We start from the raw sequence: 17892 nt of genomic DNA, 5'->3' as shown, positions 1-17892 counted from the left end.
ACTGTAACAAAAAGCCGTAAAGGCCCGTTTCTATGGGGTTTCGCTCGGTTTTGTGATCGCTAGCAGACTCGCTCTGCACTGTCGAGATATGGCGCCCGTGGCCGTTTGCGTATACTGCGCAGATGTTTTTCCCAACGGCTTTGCGTCCGCGGTACGCCAAATGGCTGATCGCAACCGGACTCTTCCTGATGCTCGGTGGCTGTGTTGATAAACCCAACACACTCGAGCGCGTAAAGGAGGATGGTGTGCTGCGGGTGATTACCCGTAACAGCCCCGCCACCTACTTTCAGGATCGCAGCGGTGAAACCGGCTTCGAATACGAGCTGGTGAAGCGTTTCGCCGACGATTTGGGTGTCGAGCTGAAGATCGAGACCGCCGACAACCTCGACGACCTCTTCAACCAGATCGGCAAACCCAACGGCCCGGTGCTGGCCGCCGCCGGTCTGGTCAGCAGCGATCAGCGCAAGCAGCAGGTGCGCTTCTCGCACTCCTACCTTGAAGTCACCCCGCAGATCATCTATCGCAACGGCCAGTCGCGGCCGACCGATCCGGGTGATCTGGTCGGCAAGAAGATCATGGTGCTTAAAGGCAGCACCCACGCTGAACAACTGGCGGAGCTGAAAAAGAAATTCCCCGGCATCGAATACGAAGAGTCCGACGCGGTTGAAGTGGTCGACCTACTGCGCATGGTCGATGAAGGGCAGATTGACCTGACCCTGGTCGACTCCAACGAAGTGGCGATGAATCAGGTGTACTTCACCAATATTCGCGTGGCCTTCGACCTCGGCGATGCGCGCAGCCAGAGCTGGGCGGTTGGCCCGGGCGAAGACAACAGCCTGCTCAACGAAATCAACGCGTATCTGGACAAGGTGCAGAAAAACGGCACCCTGCAACGCTTGAAAGACCGCTATTACGGCCACGTCGACGTGCTTGGCTACATGGGCGCCACGACCTTCGCCCAGCACTTGCAGCAGCGCCTGCCGAAATACGAACAACACTTCAAGAACTACGCGAAGAAAGAGAAAGTCGATTGGCGCCTGCTGGCGGCCATTGGTTATCAGGAATCGCTGTGGCAGCCGACGGTTACCTCGAAGACCGGCGTGCGCGGGTTGATGATGCTGACCCAGAACACCGCGCAAGCGATGGGCGTATCCAACCGTCTCGATCCGAAGCAAAGCATCATGGGCGGGGCGAAATACCTGGCTTATATGAAGGATCAGCTCGACGACTCGATCAAGGAACCGGATCGCACCTGGTTTGCCCTGGCAGCCTATAACGTCGGCAGCGGTCACCTGGATGACGCGCGCAAACTGACGGCCAAGGAAGGGTTGAACCCGGACAAATGGCTGGACGTGAAAAAGATTCTGCCGCGTCTGTCGCAGAAGCAGTGGTACAGCAAGACGCGTTATGGCTACGCCCGGGGCGGCGAGCCGGTGCATTTTGTGGCGAACATTCGTCGCTACTACGACATTTTGACCTGGGTGACGCAGCCGCAACTTGAGGGCGATCAAGTCGCTGAGGGCAATTTGCATGTGCCCGGCATCGACAAATCAAAGCCCACTCAAGAGCCTGCCCCGCTCTAACCAACACCCCAAATCAAATGTAGGAGTGAGCCTGCTCGCGAAGGCGTCGTGTCAGTCAACATCATCTTTGACTGATACACCGCTTTCGCGAGCAGGCTCGCTCCCACAGTTGTTATGCGGTGACCTTTAGTTCTTGGCAGCAGCCAGAATCAGCGCCTTCATTTCCGATACCGCAGACTTGAAGCCGACGAACAACGCATGCGCCACCAGCGCATGGCCGATGTTCAGTTCGTTGATGCCTTTGATCGCCGCTACGGCTTCAACGTTGTGATAGTGCAGGCCATGACCGGCATTGACGATCAGACCTTGGGCCAGACCAAACGCCACACCGTCCGCCACACGCTTCAATTCTTCAGCCACTTCAGTCGGGGTTTCGGCGTCGGCATAACGACCGGTGTGCAACTCGATGGCTGGAGCGCCAACACGCTTCGATGCAGCGATCTGACGCTCGTCGGCATCGATGAACAGCGACACTTCGCTGCCGATCTTCGACAGACGCTCGACCGCGGCCTTGATGCGTTCTTCCTGCCCGGCGACATCCAGACCACCTTCAGTGGTCAGCTCCTGACGGGTTTCCGGGACCAGACAAATGTGCGCCGGGCGGATACGCTCGGCGAACGCCATCATTTCTTCGGTGACGCCCATTTCGAAGTTCATGCGGGTTTGCAGCACATCCTTGAGCAGCAGTACGTCACGTTCTTGAATGTGCCGACGGTCTTCACGCAGGTGCACGGTGATGCCATCGGCGCCCGCCTCTTCCGCGTCCAGTGCAGCCTTGACCGGATCCGGGTAGCGCGTGCCACGGGCCTGACGCAGGGTGGCGACGTGGTCGATGTTCACGCCAAGAAGAATGCGATTGCTGGTGGTCACGGATGCGCTCCTGAATTGAGAGATTCGGCGCACAGCATATCAGGGCTTGCGAAACAGCTCGCGACTGACGAGAGGCCGACCGCCCAAGTGAACAGCCAGTGCCTGACGCATCAAGCGCTTGGCAGCAGAGAGAGCGCCGGGAGCGGTCCAGTCGGCTTCGGCCATGGCCAGCAATTCGACGCCGTTGAACAGGCCGGGTTGCAGTAGAAAGACCCGCTCAAGACCGGCATCCACTTGCAGACGATAGAGACCATCTGCCTCGACGGGCTCGCCGTGGATATCGGTGTTCAGCGAGAAGCCATAACCGAGATCGTCCAGCAGTCGCCATTCGAACGAACGTAGCAACGGCTCCAGTGGACGGCCTTCAGCCAGTGCCAGCAAGGTCGCGGCGTAGTGATCGAATACCCCCGGGTGCGGATCTTCAGCGGGCAGCAAACGGATCAGCAACTCATTGAGATAGAGACCGCTGAACAACGCTTCACCATTGAGCCAAGCCGAAGTGCCAGAACTCTCCATGCGCCCGACATTCTTCAACTCACCCTTGCCGCGGAACTCCACTTCCAGCGACACGAACGGCCGCGCCAATGTCCCGGCCTTGCCCCGCGCACTGCGCAACACCGCCCGCAGCCGCCCTTGCGGCGTGAGGAAGTCCACCAACGCGCTGGTTTCGCGGTAGGCGCGACTGTGCAGGACGTAGGCAGGTTGGGCGGGAGGCGGGTTTTGCGACATTGAGTTCTCGATGAAGAAACGCAGATTTACACACAACCCAAGAACCAAATGTGGGAGCGAGCCTGCTCGCGAAAGCGGAGTGACAGTCAACATCAAGGCTGAATGTTACGTCCTCTTCGCGAGCAGGCTCGCTCCCACAGTGGGTATCGGCGTTCTCTGGAACGGTGATTACAGGTCGCCGTAACCCAGCGAACGCAGCGCACGCTCGTCGTCGGACCAGCCGCCCTTCACCTTGACCCACAGGTTGAGCATGATCTTGGAGTCGAACAGCAGCTCCATATCCTTGCGCGCTTCGGTGCCAATGCGCTTGATGCGCTCGCCCTTGTCGCCAATGATGATCTTCTTCTGGCCGTCACGTTCAACGAGGATCAAGGCGTGGATGTGCAGGGTTTTGCCCTGCTGCTTGAACTCTTCGATTTCGACGGTGATCTGGTACGGCAGCTCGGCGCCCATTTGGCGCATGATTTTCTCGCGCACCAGTTCAGCGGCGAGGAAACGGCTGCTGCGGTCGGTGATCTGGTCTTCCGGGAAGAAGTGATCGTTCTCCGGCAGATGATCAGCGATAACCTTTTCCAACGCTTCGAGATTGTGCCCGTGCTGCGCGGAAATCGGAATGATCTGCGCGTTCGGCAGTTGTTCCTGCAACCAGCTCAGGTGCGGCATCAGCTCGGCTTTGTCTTCGATGCGGTCGGTCTTGTTCAGCGCGACGATCAGCGGGCCGGTCACGTACTGCACGCGCTCGAGAACCATCTGGTCTTCGTCGGTCCACTTGGTGCGGTCAACGACGAAGATCACCACGTCGACGTCTTTCAACGCCGCCGAAGCGGTTTTGTTCATGTAGCGGTTCAGGGCCTTTTCGCCACCCTTGTGCATGCCGGGGGTGTCGACGTAGATCGCCTGCACGTCACCTTCGGTTTTGATCCCGAGCATATTGTGGCGAGTGGTCTGCGGCTTGCGCGAAGTGATCGCGAGCTTCTGGCCAAGGATGTGGTTCAGCAACGTGGACTTGCCAACGTTGGGACGGCCGACGATGGCAACATAGCCACAGCGAGTTGCGTTTGTATCAGTCATTGCCATTCTCCACGCCCAGGGCAATCAGTGCTGCGGCGGCCGCTACCTGTTCGGCAATACGACGGCTCACACCCTGACCTCGGCTTTTTTCATTCAGTAAGACAACTTCGCACTCGACGAAGAAGGTTCGGCAGTGCGGCTCGCCCTGGATATCCACCACTTCATAGCGTGGCAGATCGCAACCGCGCGATTGCAAGTGTTCCTGCAAACGGGTTTTCGGATCCTTGTTGGTGTCGACCAGGGTCAGGCCTTCGAACTCGCCCGCCAGCCAGGCCAGAACGCGTTCGCGCGCCATGTCCATGCCGGCATCGAGATAGATCGCACCGATCAACGCTTCGAGGGCATCGGCCAGAATCGATTCGCGACGGAAACCGCCGCTTTTCAACTCGCCGGAACCCAGTCGCAGGTAATCGCCAAGGTCGAAACCGCGCGCCAGTACGGCCAGCGTCTCACCTTTTACCAAACGTGCGCGCAAACGCGACAACTGGCCTTCGCGGGCCAGCGGGAAGCGATCGAACAGCGCCTCGCCAGCAACGAAGTTGAGGATGGCATCACCGAGGAATTCCAGGCGTTCGTTGTTGCGCCCGGCAAAACTGCGGTGCGTCAGGGCCAGCAGCATCAGCTCCTGATCCTTGAAGGTGTAACCGAGCTGGCGCTCGAGACGGCTTAGAGAAACGCTCACGGTTTACCCACGCTGAGTTCGTGGCTGGATTCCACTGCCATCGCCGGGATGCGGCGCAGGCCTGGGACAATTAACGCTGTGTTCAAAAATTAAATCCTGGCGATTGCGAAGCCGATTGTGCCGGCTCCAGAAATGCATTCGGCGCTGTGGTCAACAGCGCCGTGTGTGATTACTTGATCAGGCCAACCCGCGAAAAATTCGGCAGGTGACTGAGTTTCGGTTCCGGCCAGCTCATCCAGACCGCGAAGGCCTTGCCGACGATATTCTGGTCGGGAACCATGCCCAGCAGATCCTTGGGAATGTTCGGATCATCCCAGTAGCGACTGTCGTTCGAGTTGTCGCGGTTGTCGCCCATCATGAAGTAGTGCCCGGCGGGGACTGTCCACGAGCGGTCCGGCGTGGCGCGGTAGCGGCTCATTTCCTTGCGGATCAGATGCTCGGCGGCGCCCAGTTTCTCTTTGTACAGCTCGGCGCTGCCGAGCGTGCCCGGTTCGGCACCGACCATCTGCTCGGCAATCGATTCGCCATTCACAAACAGACGTTTGTCAGCGGTATAACGCACCGTGTCGCCCGGTAGGCCGACTACACGTTTGATGTAGTTGACGCTCGGGTCGCTCGGGTAACGGAACACCATTACATCGCCACGCTGGGGGTCACCGACTTCGATGATTTTCTTGTCGATCACCGGCAGGCGGATCCCGTAAGAAAACTTGCTCACCAGAATGAAGTCGCCGACGTCCAGGGTCGGTTTCATCGAGCCGGACGGAATCTGGAACGGCTCCACGAGGAACGAACGCAGCACCAGTACGATGAACAACACCGGGAAGAACGACTTGCCATATTCAACCAGCAGCGGCTCTTTGTTGAGTTTCTCGACTACCACGACATCGGGCTGGCTGACACTGCCTTGATAAGAGGCAATGGCCGCCCGGCGACGCGGCGCCAGGATCAACAGATCAAGCAACGCCAACAGGCCGCAGACGAACACGGCGATGACCAGCAACAGCGGGAAATTTAGTGACATAGGACCTAACTATCCAACCTGAGCACTGCAAGGAAGGCTTCTTGTGGAATTTCCACGTTGCCGACCTGCTTCATGCGTTTCTTACCGGCCTTTTGCTTCTCGAGCAGTTTCTTCTTACGGCTGACGTCACCACCGTAGCATTTGGCCAATACGTTCTTTCTGAGCGCCTTGACGGTTGTCCGGGCAACGATCTGACCACCGATGGCGGCCTGAATGGCTACGTCGAACATCTGACGAGGAATCAGTTCTTTCATCTTCTCGGTCAACTGGCGACCTTTGTAGTGCGAGTTGTCACGGTGCACGATCAATGCGAGGGCATCGACCTTGTCGCCGTTGATCAGCACGTCCAGTTTCACCAGATTAGCCGATTGGTAACGGTCGAAATGGTAATCCAGCGAAGCATAGCCGCGGCTGGTGGATTTGAGACGATCGAAGAAGTCCAGGACCACTTCGTTCATCGGCAGGTCGTAAGTGACTTGCACCTGATTGCCGAGGAACAGCATGTCGACTTGAACGCCGCGCTTCTCGATGCACAGGGTGATGACGTTGCCCAAGTGTTCCTGCGGCACCAGAATGTTGGCGCGCACGATCGGCTCGCGCATGTCTTCGATCGACGACACATCCGGAAGCTTGGATGGGTTGTCGACGTAAATCGTTTCACCGGTTTTCAGCACCAGCTCGAAAATCACCGTAGGCGCCGTGGTGATCAGGTCCAGGTCGTACTCGCGCTCGAGGCGCTCCTGGATGATCTCCATGTGCAGCATGCCGAGGAAGCCGCAACGGAAGCCGAAGCCCAGCGCGTCGGAGCTTTCCGGGGTGTATTGCAGCGACGAGTCGTTGAGGGTCAGCTTCTGCAGCGCTTCGCGGAAATCCTCGAAGTCGTCGGAGCTGACCGGGAACAGACCGGCGTAAACCTGTGGCTGGATGCGTTTGAAGCCGGGCAGCACTTCAACGTCCGGGGTCGAGCTCAGGGTCAGGGTGTCACCGACCGGTGCACCGTGAATGTCCTTGATACTGGCGATGATGAAGCCCACTTCGCCGGCCTTCAGATCTGAAGTAGCGGTGTGCTTCGGGTTGAACACCCCAACGCTGTCGACCAGATGGATCTTGCCGGTGGACTTGACGAGGATCTTGTCGCCCTTCTTCACGCGGCCATGACGCACGCGCACCAGGGAGACAACGCCCAGGTAGTTGTCGAACCAGGAGTCGATGATCAACGCTTGCAGCGGATCTTCGATGTTGCCGGTCGGCGCAGGAATGGTGTGCACCAGACGCTCGAGCACCTCGTCAACACCCAGGCCGGTCTTGGCGCTGCAGGTGACGGCGTCGGTGGCGTCGATGCCGATGATCTTCTCGATCTCGTCCTTGACGCGATCGGGATCGGCCTGTGGCAGGTCGATCTTGTTCAGCACCGGCATGACCTCAAGGCCCTGCTCGATGGCGGTGTAGCAGTTGGCTACGGACTGGGCTTCTACGCCTTGACCGGCGTCGACCACCAGCAAAGCGCCTTCACAAGCAGCCAGGGAACGGCTGACTTCGTAGGTGAAGTCGACGTGACCCGGGGTGTCAATGAAGTTCAGCTGATACTTGATGCCATCTTTGGCCGTGTAATAAAGGGTGACGCTGTGGGCCTTGATGGTGATCCCGCGTTCACGCTCCAGATCCATGGAGTCCAGTACCTGGGCTTCCATTTCACGCTCGGCCAGGCCGCCGCACATCTGGATGAAGCGATCGGCCAGCGTCGACTTGCCATGGTCAATGTGGGCGATGATGGAGAAATTGCGGATATGACTCAAATCACTCACGGATCAACACTCAAAAAGGCTGCAGGCATAGCCCGCCGAAAAATAGCCGGGAATTGTACCTGATACACGGCGCAAGCGTCACGCTCACCTGTCACCCGGATTGCATGCAAAAACGCCCCGATCTGGCGACCGAGGCGTTTTCAAGGTTTGAAGCACAGGTCAATCGGCTGTCATCAACCGGCTCTTCGCAGCAGCCAGACACCCGCCAGCGCACAGACACCGGCCGGCACCAGCACCGCGAACAGCGGCGAGAAACCGAACACCAGGCTCGACGGGCCGAGCAAATCCTGGACGATACGGAAGGTGAAGCCCACCAGCACGCCGGTGAACACCCGCTGGCCGAGGGTCACCGAGCGCAGCGGGCCGAAGATGAAGGAGATGGCCATCAGCACCAGCGCGGCGGTGACCAGCGGTTGCAACACCTTGACCCAAAATGCCAGCCAGTAGCGACCATTGCTCAAGCCTTGCTCGGACAAATAGTGGATATAGCCCCACAGACCGCTGATCGACAGCGATTCCGGAGCCATGACCACGGTGCTGAGCAGTTGCGGGCTCAGGGACACGTCCCAGCGCTCGGTAGGCGTATTCACGACTTCAGTGCTGCGCTCATTGAATTTGGTCGTCGCCACATCGGTGAGCTGCCAATGATTGCCATCGAACTCAGCCTTTTTGGCGAAGCTCGAACTGAGCAGATGGCGCTCCTTGTCGAAGTGATAACGGGTCACGCCATACAGCAGGCCGTTCGGTTGCACGGCGTTGATGTGGATAAACTCTTCACCCTGACGGTGCCACATACCGTGCTTGGCGCTTTGCGCGTCGCCGCTGCCCTGCGCCAGCGAGCGGTTGGCCTGGGCCATGCTTTCGGTCGCCGGAGCAACGTATTCGCCGATAAGCACGCCAGCCAGCATCAGCACCAGCATTGGCTTCATGACAGCCCAGACGATACGGCCGATGGACACGCCCGCAGCGCGCATGACCGTCAGTTCACTGCTGCTGGCCAGACTGCCGAGACCGATCAGGCAGCCGATCAATGCGGCCATTGGCAACATTTCGTAGAGACGGCGCGGCGCGGTCAGCAATACAAAGCTCAGAACATCGACCAGCGTGTAGGTATCGCTGACGTCGCCCATCTCATCGATAAAGGCAAACAAGGTCGCCAGACCGAGAATGATTGCCAGCACGGCAATAATCGCCATGAATACGCTGCTGCCGATGTAGCGGTCGAGTTTAACCACGGGCCACCTCCAGCGCTGCGGAGCGACGGCTGGCCATCTTCAGGCGTAGCGGCTCCCAATAGAGCAGGCCGAGACCGATGACAAGGAAGATCGCATGCACCCACCACAGACCGAGGGCCGGCGGGATCTTGCCTTTTTCAAGGGCGCCGCGGGCGGCAATCAGGATGGTCAGGTAAGCCATATAAAGAAGAATCGCCGGCAGCAGCTTGAGGAAACGCCCTTGGCGGGGATTGACGCGCGACAGCGGCACCGCCATCAGGGTCACGATAAATACCAGCAGCGGCAGGGACAAACGCCATTGCAGTTCGGTTTTCGAGCGGATGTCATCGCTGCCCAGCAGGGACGAGGTCGGCATGGCGTCACGGTCGGTGACTTCTTCGCTGACGTCCGGCTTGGGCAACAGCACGCCGTAGGTTTCGTAATGAATGGCACGGTAATCGGCCTGACCCGGGCTGCCGTCGTAGCGGTAGCCGTTATCGAGGATCAAATAGCGGTTGCCGTCGGGGCGCACTTCCTGGCGACCGCTTTCGGCAACCAGCACGGAAATCCCGCGATCCTTTTGATCGGCACCGAGGTTCTTCTGCGAAATGAATACGCTGCCCAGATTGACGCGATCATCACTCAGGGTTTCGGTGTAGGTCACCCGAGTACCGTCACGCAGCGCCTGGAAACGCCCTGGTTCGAGGGTATCGAATTCGGTCAGCGCGTCCTGCTTGTTCAGCAGCAACTGGAACTGGTTGGCGCCTTGCGGGGCCAGGCCCAGGCTCAGCCACGCCACCACCAGCGCAACCAGGGTCGCTGGAAACAAGGTCATGCGAAACAGCTTCTGCTGGCTCATGCCGGTGGCCGAGAGCACAGTCATCTCGCTTTCCAGGTACAGGCGACCGTACGCCAGCAGGATCCCGAGGAACAGGCCCAGCGGCAGAATCAGTTGCAGAAAACCCGGCAGACGAAAGCCCATGATCAGGAACAGCGAGCCCGGATCGAGCTGGCCGGCAGCGGCCTGTGCCAGATATTTGATGAAGCGACCGCTCATGATGATAACCAACAGCACGGCACTCACGGCGCTGAGGGTCAACAGGACTTCGCGGGACAGATAACGGAAGACGATCAAACCAGACACTCCAGGGTTGTCAGGCTAAGGCGGCCAAACAAGCAAACACATCGACCGGCCCGCAACGCAGAGCCGTCGAAAAAAGATGCGGCATTATCCTGTGATTGAGGGCGCATGTCACTGCGCACACTCATCCATCGTTGTAATCCTTTGCAGATCGTACAACCTAGGGGGCGTTCTCAATTAGTTTTCACACCGCGCCGGGTCTGCTGTTGTGCAGGGCAAGGCGCGAGAAGCGTGGTTTGGTCATTCCAAATAAGCTTCGAGCAACGCAGCCCTGCACAACAGCAGGCCCGGCCCTTCGGGTTGTGCCTTAAAGCCGGCCAGTCTGCGTTGCAGGCCTTGGAAAGGGAACAACCATTCCCTGCGGCCTGCGCCTTGCCTGGCTGGCTTTAAGGCGACAACGCGGTGTGAAAACTAATTGAGAACACCCCCTAGGGTTGTCAGGTGCGGGGAGCGAGGTTCAAACTGCGGCCCTTGTCGCAGGCTTTGGCCTGCGCCTCTTCTATCTATAAGCAGGCGACTGCGGACACCGTCGAACGCCTGCGTGTTGACCATTCATTCAGGGATCCGCACATGGAACTGGTTGTAAAAAGCGTTAGCCCAGAAACGTTGAAAACCGCCACCCTGGTGGTTGCCGTCGGCGAAGGCCGCAAACTCGGTGTCGCCGCCAAACAAGTCGACGAACTGAGCGGTGGCGCGATCAGCGCCGTACTCAAGCGTGGCGATCTGGCTGGTAAAGTCGGTCAAAGCCTGCTGCTGCACAGCCTGCCGAACCTCAAAGCCGAGCGCGTGCTGCTGGTCGGCGTGGGCAAGGATGAAGAACTGGGCGACCGTCCGTTCCGTAAAATCGTGGCTGGCATCCTCAACACCCTGAAGGGTCTGGGCGGCAGCGACGCCGTGCTGGCGCTGGATGAAGTCATTGTCAAAAATCGTGACAGCTACGGCAAAACCCGTCTGCTGGCGGAAACCTTGGTCGATGGTGAATACACTTTCGACCAGTTCAAGAGCCAGAAAGCCGAACCGCGCGCCCTGAAGAAAATCACCCTGCTGACCATCAAGGCTGCACAAGCTGAAGTGCAGCGCGCGGTGAACCACGCCACTGCAATCGCCAACGGCATGGCGTTCACCCGCGACCTGGGCAACCTGCCGCCGAACATCTGCCACCCGACCTTCCTCGGCGAACAGGCCAAGAATCTGGGCAAAGAGTTCAAGGATCTGAAAGTCGAAGTCCTCGACGAGAAGAAGATCAAATCCCTGGGCATGGGCTCGTTCTACGCCGTCGGCCAAGGCAGCGAGCAACCGCCGCGCCTGATCGTCATGCAATACAACGGCGGCAAGAAATCCGAGAAGCCGTACGCGCTGGTTGGTAAAGGCATCACCTTCGACACCGGCGGCATCAGCCTGAAACCAGGCGCCGGCATGGACGAAATGAAGTACGACATGGGCGGCGCGGCCTCCGTGTTCGGTACCCTGCGTGCCGTGCTTGAACTGAAATTGCCGATCAACCTGGTGTGTATCCTCGCCTGCGCCGAGAACATGCCTAGCGGCAACGCGACCCGTCCGGGCGATATCGTCACCACCATGAGCGGCCAGACCGTGGAAATCCTCAACACCGACGCCGAAGGCCGACTGGTGCTGTGCGACGCGCTGACCTACTCCGAGCGCTTCAAGCCTCAAGCGGTGATCGACATCGCCACCCTGACCGGCGCTTGCGTCGTTGCCTTGGGCGCCCACACTTCGGGCCTGCTGGGCAACAACGACGAACTGATCGACCAACTGCTCAGCGCCGGTAAAGCCGCTGATGACCGTGCCTGGCAATTGCCGCTGTTCGACGAATACCAGGAGCAACTGGACAGCCCGTTCGCCGACATCGCCAACATTGGCGGGCCGAAAGCCGGCACCATCACGGCTGCATGCTTCCTGTCGCGCTTCACCAAAAACCTCAACTGGGCGCACCTGGACATCGCCGGCACCGCGTGGACCAGCGGCGGCAAGGACAAGGGCGCAACCGGCCGTCCGGTGCCTCTGTTGACCCAGTACCTGCTGGATCGCGCCAAAGCCTGAACCCGCTGACGGGCGGCGTCACTTTCGGGTGACGCCGCCTGCTGCTCTGGAACCGCAATGACCAAAGTCGACTTTTATATTTTGCCCAGCGCCGACCCTTCGGCTCGCCTGGACTTTGCCTGCAAGCTCACCGAGAAAGCCTGGCGCATGGGGCACCGCATCTACCTGCATTGCAGTGATGCGGCTCAGCGCGATGATCTCGATGCGCGCCTTTGGGCATTCAAGGGCGAAACGTTCGTGCCGCATGGCCCTGCCGACAGTGAGCCGGACGGTTTGATCGTTTTGGGCCTGGGTGACGACTGCGGTCAGCATCAGGATTTACTGGTCAATCTCTACCTGAAAGTCCCGGCCTTCGCCAGCAAATTCGCCCGAGTGGCGGAAGTGGTGGTCGAAGATCCGACGATTCGGGCGGCCGCGCGGGAGAGTTTCCGTTTCTACCGCGAACAGGGCTATCCTCTGCAAGATCACCGTTTACAGCGACTCTGAGCATTCCAATGGACACTCCGAAACCGCAGCAAAAGTCCGCACATCTGCTGGACGATCTCGAATCGATCCGCCAGTTGCTCGGCGATGACAACCTGCAACCGCCACTGCTGACCGATACGGTCGATGACGGCGAACAGGAACAGATTCCGATGTTGTTCGATTCGGTTGGCAACGAGCCGGCCGCTGTCGAACCACCACCCGCGCCAGCTCCGACACCCGCCGTACAACGGGCGGCACCTGTGGATAAAGGCCCGGACGCCCTGCTCCACCTCGACAGCGAACTGCGCGCCGCCGCGCAATTGATCATGCAAGACGTGATCGACGACTTCGCCCCGCACATCGAAACCGAAATCAAACGCCGCCTCGATGCGCGCATGGAACGGCTACTCGCCGCAGCTACGAGCGGTAAGCTTTAAGCTGCAAGCCAGAGCTGAAACAAACCTGCCACTCTCTTCTTGCAGCTTGTGGCTTGTAGCTTGCAGCTGTCCCCGCGGCTATACTCGTCGGCTTTTCCTGAATTAATGCCAATAGGGTCCCGCCGCGCATGGATAAGACCTACCAGCCGCACGCCATTGAAACTTCCTGGTACAACACCTGGGAGTCCGAGAACTACTTCGCCCCGCAAGGCGCGGGCGACTCCTACACCATCATGATCCCGCCGCCGAACGTCACCGGCAGCCTGCACATGGGTCACGGTTTCAACAACGCGATCATGGACGCCCTGATCCGTTTCCGCCGCATGCAGGGTCGCAACACCCTGTGGCAGCCGGGCACCGACCACGCCGGTATCGCCACGCAAATGCTGGTGGAGCGTCAACTCGAAGCCCAGGGCCAGAATCGCCATGATCTGGGCCGCGAAAAATTCCTCGAGAAAGTCTGGGAGTGGAAGGATCAGTCCGGCGGCAACATCAGCCGTCAGATCCGCCGCCTCGGCTCGTCCGTTGACTGGAGCCGCGAGCGCTTCACCATGGACGACGGCCTTTCGGAAGCGGTTAAAGAAGCGTTCGTGCGCCTGCACGAAGACGGTCTGATCTACCGCGGCAAGCGTCTGGTCAACTGGGACACCAAACTGCACACGGCGATTTCCGACCTCGAAGTGGAGAACCACGACGAGAAAGGTTTCCTGTGGAACCTGAAGTACCCGCTGGCCGACGGCGCGAAAACCGCTGATGGCAACGATTTCCTGATCGTCGCAACCACCCGTCCGGAAACCATGCTCGGCGACTCCGCCGTCGCGGTGAACCCGAACGATGAGCGCTACCAGGCCCTGATCGGCAAGTTTGTCGAGCTGCCACTGGTTGGCCGCCGCATCCCGATCATCGCCGACGATTACTGCGATCCTGAATTCGGCACCGGTTGCGTGAAAATCACCCCGGCCCACGATTTCAACGACTACGAAGTCGGCAAGCGCCACAATCTGCCGCTGCTGAACATCTTCGACAAGAATGCCAACGTGCTGCCGGCAGCCCAGGTGTTCAACCTCGACGGCACGCTGAACGACAGCGTCGATGGCGCGATTCCGGCTGAATACGCCGGTCTTGAGCGTTTCGAAGCGCGCAAGCAAATCGTTGCTGCGTTCGACGCCGCCGGCCTGTTGGTCAGCGTCAACGACCACGGCCTGAAAGTGCCGAAAGGTGACCGCTCCGGAACCATCATCGAGCCGTGGCTGACCGACCAGTGGTACGTGTCGACCAAACCGTTGGCCGAGCCTGCGATTGCCGCGGTTGAAGACGGTCGTATCCAGTTCGTGCCGAAGCAGTACGAAAACATGTACTTTTCGTGGATGCGCGACATTCAGGATTGGTGCATCAGCCGTCAGCTGTGGTGGGGCCACCGGATTCCGGCCTGGTACGACGAGTCGGGCAAGGTCTACGTCGGTCGCGACGAAGCCGAAGTGCGCGCCAAGCACAACCTCGGCCCGGACGTGGCGCTGCAACAGGACAATGACGTACTCGACACCTGGTTCAGTTCCGGCTTGTGGACGTTCTCCACTCTGGGCTGGCCGGAAAAGACCGAATTCCTGAAGAAATTCCACTCCACCGACGTACTGGTGACGGGCTTCGACATCATTTTCTTCTGGGTTGCCCGGATGATCATGCTGACCATGCACCTGATCAAGAACGAAGACGGCACCCCGCAGGTTCCGTTCAAGACCGTTTATGTGCACGGCCTGGTGCGCGATGGCCAGGGCCAGAAAATGTCCAAGTCCAAGGGCAACGTCCTTGACCCGCTGGACATCATCGACGGTATCGAGCTGGAAGAACTGGTGCAGAAACGCACCTCCGGCATGATGCAGCCGAAACTGGCGAAGAAGATCGAGAAGCAGACCCGCGACGAGTTCGCCGACGGCATCGCCAGCTACGGCACCGACGCCCTGCGCTTCACCTTCTGCTCGCTGGCCTCCACCGGTCGCGACATCAAATTCGACATGGGCCGTGTTGAAGGCTATCGCAACTTCTGCAACAAGATCTGGAACGCCGCACGTTACGTTCTGGACAAGGGCGAAGACTGCGGCCAGAACGGCGAAGCCTACGAGCTGTCGCTGGCGGATCGCTGGATCATCTCGCAGTTGCAACGCACCGAAGCCGAAGTGACCCGTCAACTCGATCAGTTCCGTTTCGACCTGGCGGCACAAGCGCTGTACGAGTTCATCTGGAACCAGTACTGCGACTGGTACCTGGAACTGTCCAAGCCTGTGCTGTGGGACGAGAACGCGCCGGTTGAACGTCAGCGCGGCACCCGTCGTACGCTGGTTCGCGTACTGGAAGTGGCGCTGCGTCTGGCGCATCCGTTCATGCCGTTCATCACTGAAGAAATCTGGCAGCGCATCGCGCCGCTGGCCGGTATCCAGGGCAAGACGATCATGCTGCAAGCGTGGCCAGTGGCCAACGAAGAGCGCATCGATCCGGCCGCCGAAGACGACATCGAATGGCTCAAGGAACTGATGCTCGGCACGCGTAACATCCGTGGCGAAATGAACATCGGCCCGGGCAAGCCACTGCCGATCTACCTGAAGAACGTCAGCGCTGAAGACCAGCGCCGTCTGACCGAGAACGAAGCGCTGCTGAAGAAGCTGGCACGTCTGGAATCGATCACTGTTCTGAAGGCTGGCGAAGAAGCACCGCTGTCCGCCACCGCACTGGTTGGCGAGATGGAAGTGCTGGTGCCAATGGCCGGCCTGATCGACAAGGGCGCTGAACTGGCGCGTCTGGACAAGGAAATCCTGCGTCTGCAGGGCGAAGTCCAGCGCGTTGGCGGCAAACTGTCCAACGCCGGTTTCGTCGACAAGGCCCCGGCCGAAGTCATCGAGAAGGAACGCGCCAAACTGGCCGAGGCTGAACAAGCCTTGGGCAAACTGGCCGAGCAACACGCGCGGATTGCCAGCCTGTAACGGCAAATCGCAATAAAAAAGGGAGGCCCAGGTGGCCTCCCTTTTTTATTCCTGCAACACCACAAATCCCCTGTGGGAGCGAGCCTGCTCGCGAAAGCGGTGTGTCAGTCGACAAATCTGCCGGATGTGAAACCGCCTTCGCGAGCAGGCTCGCTCCCACAGTTTGAACGGTGTTGCCTTTAGATGTGGGACAATACCCGCCACTTTCAGCCATACCCGAATCGACCACGCCCATGAACGCCCCCCGCACACCCAAACCTGCGCGCAAGAAGCCTGACTCCGCGACCCCGGCCAAGACCGTCGAGCCGCGTGAAAAGGCCAGCCTGCACCCGCGCAATCGCCATCAGGGTCGTTACGACTTCCCGGCGCTGATCAAAACCACGCCGGAACTGGCGAAGTTCGTGATCACCAACCCGTACGGCAAGGAAAGCATCGACTTCGCCAGCCCCGATGCGGTGCGTGTGTTCAACCGGGCGTTGCTCAAGTCGTTTTACGGCATTCAGCATTGGGACATCCCGGCCGACTACCTCTGCCCACCAGTGCCTGGCCGCGCCGATTACGTGCACTTCCTCGCGGATTTGCTGGCGAGCATGAACGACGGCAAGGTCCCGCGCGGCGCGATCGTCAACGTGCTGGACATCGGCATGGGCGCCAACTGCGTGTATCCGCTGATCGGTAACAGCGAATACCGCTGGCACTTCCTCGGCTCGGAGATCGATCCGACCGCCGTGGCTGCCGCGCGAGCCATCGTTCAGTCCAACGATCTGAACAAGGTTATCCAACTGCGCCAGCAGGAAAACCGCAGGCACATCCTGATCGGCTTGCTGGAGCCGGGTGAGCGCTTTGACCTGACCATGTGCAACCCGCCGTTCCACGCTTCGATGGATGAAGCGACCAAGGGCAGCGAGCGCAAATGGCGCGCACTGGGCAAGGCCGACCCGAAACGCAAACTGCCAGTGCTGAACTTCGGTGGCCAGTCGGCCGAGCTGTGGTGTGAAGGTGGCGAAGCACGTTTCGTGACGCAATTGATCGCCGAAAGCGCGAATTTCCAGCATAAGGTGCTGTGGTTCAGCACGCTGGTGTCGAAAGCTTCGAACCTGCCAGCCATCGAAACCGCGCTGAAAAAGGCCGGCGTGCTGGAAAGCCAGGTCGTCGAGATGTCTCAGGGCCAGAAGCAGAGCCGCTTTGTGGCCTGGACTTTTCAGACCAAGTCCGAGCAGCAGATCTGGCGCCGCGAGCGCTGGGTACGCTAAGACACCGAAGATCCCCTGTGGGAGCGAGCCTGCTCGCGAAGGCGGCGTGTCAGTTAGCTTCAATATCGACTGATCCACCGCATTCGCGAGCAGGCTCGCTCCCACATTGGCCCTGCGATTCAGCCACCAAATCGCAAACACAAAAAAACCGTGCCCGGATCACTCCGGTGCACGGTTTTTTATTGCCGCGTCTTACTTGTTCACAGCGTCGGTCAGGCCTTTGGCCACAACCAGCTTGATCACTTTCTTCGCAGGGATTTCGATGGCAGCGCCAGTCGAAGGGTTACGGCCAGTGCGGGCAGGACGCTCGGTCACTTTCAGCTTGCCGATACCTGGCAAGGTGATTTCGCCGCCGTTTTCCAGCTGATCGGCAACGATTTGGCCCAGTTGGTCCAGAGCGTTACGCGCGGTGGTTTTCGGCGCGTCGATAGCTTCAGCGATGTCGGCGATCAGTTGGTCTTTAGTAAGAGCCATGTAGTGTTCCTTCCCTATCAAATTCATATGGATTGCAGAGTGCAGTGTCAGCCATCGAGCCCGATCTTCTGGATCTGGCACCCTCGGCGATAACCACGACGAGTCGGG

Annotated in this window: 15 protein-coding genes; 6 read left to right on the top strand and 9 right to left on the bottom strand. The window is 59.4% G+C overall.

Features of this window, described 5'->3' with window-relative positions; genetic code table 11:
- Nucleotides 1-122: 122 nt before the first annotated feature.
- Nucleotides 123-1583, top strand: coding sequence for a membrane-bound lytic murein transglycosylase MltF (gene mltF / locus HU718_RS06110; RefSeq protein ID WP_102900605.1), 1461 nt, complete (start codon nucleotides 123-125; stop codon nucleotides 1581-1583).
- Between the two features lie 126 nt (nucleotides 1584-1709).
- Here mltF and pdxJ read toward each other — a convergent pair whose 3' ends face one another.
- The 8 genes from pdxJ to lptF all read right to left on the bottom strand — a co-directional run bounded on the left by pdxJ (nucleotide 1710) and on the right by lptF (nucleotide 10113).
- Entirely contained in the window at nucleotides 1710-2453 is a 744-nt protein-coding gene (gene pdxJ, locus HU718_RS06105; RefSeq protein WP_186612404.1) for a pyridoxine 5'-phosphate synthase, read from the bottom strand.
- 39 nt (nucleotides 2454-2492) lie between these two features.
- Nucleotides 2493-3182: a DNA repair protein RecO gene (gene recO, locus HU718_RS06100; RefSeq protein WP_186612402.1), complete on the bottom strand. Its 690-nt coding sequence runs from the start codon at nucleotides 3180-3182 to the stop codon at nucleotides 2493-2495.
- 168 nt (nucleotides 3183-3350) lie between these two features.
- Entirely contained in the window at nucleotides 3351-4253 is a 903-nt protein-coding gene (gene era / locus HU718_RS06095) for a GTPase Era (RefSeq protein WP_016771562.1), read from the bottom strand.
- Complete coding sequence (rnc, locus tag HU718_RS06090; RefSeq protein WP_016986099.1) at nucleotides 4246-4935, bottom strand: ribonuclease III; 690 nt, start codon at nucleotides 4933-4935, stop codon at nucleotides 4246-4248. Before rnc ends, era begins: the two co-directional genes overlap by 8 nt.
- A 169-nt stretch (nucleotides 4936-5104) precedes the next feature.
- On the bottom strand, nucleotides 5105-5959 hold the full coding sequence (gene lepB, locus HU718_RS06085; protein ID WP_095119368.1) for a signal peptidase I: 855 nt from the start codon (nucleotides 5957-5959) through the stop codon (nucleotides 5105-5107).
- A 5-nt stretch (nucleotides 5960-5964) separates the two neighbouring features.
- Entirely contained in the window at nucleotides 5965-7764 is a 1800-nt protein-coding gene (gene lepA, locus HU718_RS06080) for a translation elongation factor 4 (RefSeq protein WP_038357686.1), read from the bottom strand.
- Between the two features lie 173 nt (nucleotides 7765-7937).
- Complete coding sequence (gene lptG / locus HU718_RS06075) at nucleotides 7938-8999, bottom strand: LPS export ABC transporter permease LptG (RefSeq protein WP_102900609.1); 1062 nt, start codon at nucleotides 8997-8999, stop codon at nucleotides 7938-7940.
- A complete protein-coding gene (lptF, locus tag HU718_RS06070; protein ID WP_016986095.1) occupies nucleotides 8992-10113 on the bottom strand; it encodes an LPS export ABC transporter permease LptF in 1122 nt (373 codons plus the stop codon). Before lptF ends, lptG begins: the two co-directional genes overlap by 8 nt.
- A gap of 576 nt (nucleotides 10114-10689) precedes the next feature.
- On the opposite strand from lptF, the gene HU718_RS06065 reads away from it, so the two are divergent.
- The 5 genes from HU718_RS06065 (at nucleotide 10690) to rlmF (ending at nucleotide 17310) form a co-directional block, all read left to right on the top strand.
- Entirely contained in the window at nucleotides 10690-12180 is a 1491-nt protein-coding gene (locus tag HU718_RS06065) for a leucyl aminopeptidase (protein WP_077571238.1), read from the top strand.
- 57 nt (nucleotides 12181-12237) lie between these two features.
- Nucleotides 12238-12666 carry a DNA polymerase III subunit chi gene (locus HU718_RS06060; RefSeq protein ID WP_186612400.1) on the top strand — a complete coding sequence of 143 codons (429 nt, stop codon included), beginning with the start codon at nucleotides 12238-12240 and terminating at the stop codon, nucleotides 12664-12666.
- A gap of 8 nt (nucleotides 12667-12674) precedes the next feature.
- Complete coding sequence (locus HU718_RS06055) at nucleotides 12675-13082, top strand: DNA polymerase III subunit chi (protein ID WP_150729527.1); 408 nt, start codon at nucleotides 12675-12677, stop codon at nucleotides 13080-13082.
- Between the two features lie 128 nt (nucleotides 13083-13210).
- Nucleotides 13211-16057 carry a valine--tRNA ligase gene (locus HU718_RS06050; protein ID WP_150706011.1) on the top strand — a complete coding sequence of 949 codons (2847 nt, stop codon included), beginning with the start codon at nucleotides 13211-13213 and terminating at the stop codon, nucleotides 16055-16057.
- 233 nt (nucleotides 16058-16290) lie between these two features.
- A complete protein-coding gene (gene rlmF, locus HU718_RS06045) occupies nucleotides 16291-17310 on the top strand; it encodes a 23S rRNA (adenine(1618)-N(6))-methyltransferase RlmF (RefSeq protein WP_186612398.1) in 1020 nt (339 codons plus the stop codon).
- Nucleotides 17311-17502: 192 nt separating this feature from the next.
- Here the strand turns inward: rlmF and HU718_RS06040 are convergent, their stop codons facing one another.
- A complete protein-coding gene (locus tag HU718_RS06040) occupies nucleotides 17503-17784 on the bottom strand; it encodes an HU family DNA-binding protein (protein WP_003221909.1) in 282 nt (93 codons plus the stop codon).
- Nucleotides 17785-17892: the final 108 nt, after the last annotated feature.

The sequence above is a fragment of the Pseudomonas tensinigenes genome, from assembly GCF_014268445.2.
GTDB classification, from domain to species: domain Bacteria; phylum Pseudomonadota; class Gammaproteobacteria; order Pseudomonadales; family Pseudomonadaceae; genus Aquipseudomonas; species Aquipseudomonas tensinigenes.
This window is presented reverse-complemented; position numbering and strand designations above follow the sequence as displayed.

Excerpts from the sequence above, each read along its gene's own strand:
- mltF (WP_102900605.1), top strand. The coding sequence starts at position 123 with ATGTTTTTCCCAACGGCTTTGCGTCCGCGGTACGCCAAATGGCTGATC.
- recO (WP_186612402.1), bottom strand. The coding sequence starts at position 3,182 with ATGTCGCAAAACCCGCCTCCCGCCCAACCTGCCTACGTCCTGCACAGT.
- era (WP_016771562.1), bottom strand. The coding sequence starts at position 4,253 with ATGACTGATACAAACGCAACTCGCTGTGGCTATGTTGCCATCGTCGGC.
- lepB (WP_095119368.1), bottom strand. The coding sequence starts at position 5,959 with ATGTCACTAAATTTCCCGCTGTTGCTGGTCATCGCCGTGTTCGTCTGC.
- HU718_RS06065 (WP_077571238.1), top strand. The coding sequence starts at position 10,690 with ATGGAACTGGTTGTAAAAAGCGTTAGCCCAGAAACGTTGAAAACCGCC.
- HU718_RS06060 (WP_186612400.1), top strand. The coding sequence starts at position 12,238 with ATGACCAAAGTCGACTTTTATATTTTGCCCAGCGCCGACCCTTCGGCT.
- HU718_RS06055 (WP_150729527.1), top strand. The coding sequence starts at position 12,675 with ATGGACACTCCGAAACCGCAGCAAAAGTCCGCACATCTGCTGGACGAT.
- HU718_RS06050 (WP_150706011.1), top strand. The coding sequence starts at position 13,211 with ATGGATAAGACCTACCAGCCGCACGCCATTGAAACTTCCTGGTACAAC.
- rlmF (WP_186612398.1), top strand. The coding sequence starts at position 16,291 with ATGAACGCCCCCCGCACACCCAAACCTGCGCGCAAGAAGCCTGACTCC.
- HU718_RS06040 (WP_003221909.1), bottom strand. The coding sequence starts at position 17,784 with ATGGCTCTTACTAAAGACCAACTGATCGCCGACATCGCTGAAGCTATC.